General features: G+C 68.2%; 1 protein-coding gene. It reads left to right on the plus strand.

The window, feature by feature from the left end; all coding sequences use genetic code 11:
• Positions 1-311: 311 nt before the first annotated feature.
• The gene (locus ACFY0K_RS44715) at positions 312-1,376 is read left to right on the plus strand and encodes an IS110 family transposase (protein ID WP_390644778.1); all 1,065 of its coding nucleotides are present in this window, start codon (positions 312-314) and stop codon (positions 1,374-1,376) included.
• The last annotated feature ends 27 nt before the right edge of the window (positions 1,377-1,403 follow it).

A 1,403-nucleotide genomic window follows, 5' to 3' on the forward strand; every position in this document is an offset into this window, starting at 1 on the left:
CTCAAGCGGGCCACGGCTTTCTTCGCGTCAATGTCAGGCTGTTGGCGATCGGCGGGTGGACACGGGCCGAAGTCGCCTTTGGTGGTTGGTCCTTGATGTGCCGCCTTCCGGTGGCAAGGATCCTGTCGACCGGTGGGCTGGCTCGTTTCTTCGCTGCCCCGTGACGGTGGCTTGTCGGCGATGTGCCGCCCGCCGGTCGCAGGCCGTCCGGTGCGGTGTGGCTTGATAGGAGCGTGCCGCTGGCCCGATTGAGGCGTGCCCCCGGCGCCGGACGATCACCTGAGCATCCGGCATCGTCGCAGGGAGGCACGTTGATCGTCGTCGGGATAGACGGACACAAGAACACGCACACGCTGGTGGCGGTCGATCCGCTGGGAAAGCGGCTGGCGGAACTGACCGTGGCCGCCAGACCCGCCGGCCATCTCAAGGCTTTGGCGTGGCTGCACGACTTCGGTCCGGTGCTGGTGGCAGTCGAGGACTGCCGCCACTTGACCCGCCGATTCGAAGCCGACCTGCTCAACAGCGGACACGCGGTGGTGCGGGTGCACACCCGGCTGATGGCCGGCGCACGACGCTCGGCCCGGGAGCGCGGGAAGTCCGACCCGATCGATGCCGAGGCAGTGGCCCGGGTCGCTCTGCGCGAGCCCGACCTGCCCAAGGCGTGCTTGGACGGGCCGAGCCGTGACATCAAACTGCTGGTCGACCATCGGCGCACGCTGGTGGCCCAGCGCACCGCGATCGGCAACAAGCTGCGCTGGTTCCTGCACGAGCTCGACCCGGAGCTGGCCGTCGCCTCTCGTGGTCTGCGCCGCCTGTGCGTCCTGGACCACCTGGCCCAAGCCTTGATCCAGCATCGCGGGACGCTCGCGGCCATTGCTGCCGAACTGGTCGCGGACTGCCGCCGTCTCTCGGAACGCATCAACGCACTGGAGAGCCAGCTCCGTCGTCTGGTCACCGCCCGCGCACCGCATCTGCTCGAGGTCCCAGGCTGCGGCGTTCTAGGTGCCGCGGTCATCATCGGAGAGGCCGCAGACGCCACGCGGTTCGTCTCCAAGGCCGCCTTCGCCCGGTTCAACGGCACCGCCCCGATCCCCGTCTGGTCAGGCAACAAGGTCCGCGTTCGGCTCAACCGAGGCGGAAACCGCACCGTCAATCACGCTCTGCACATGATCGCCGTGACCCAGGTGCGAGGCGACGGCGAAGGCGCCGCCTACTTCGCCAAGCAACTCACCGCCGGCAAGACCAAGACGGAGGCCCTGCGCCTGCTACGGCGTCGCATCTCCGACCGCGTCTACCGAGCCTTGCTCGCCGACCAGGCCAACCTCGACCAACCCCTCAACCCGCTACCCCCAACGCCAATGAGCCTGGCCGCTTGACATAGGAGCATCAAGGAGACCCGGTGA

The organism is Streptomyces sp. NPDC001507, assembly GCF_042894765.1.
GTDB lineage: Bacteria > Actinomycetota > Actinomycetes > Streptomycetales > Streptomycetaceae > Streptomyces.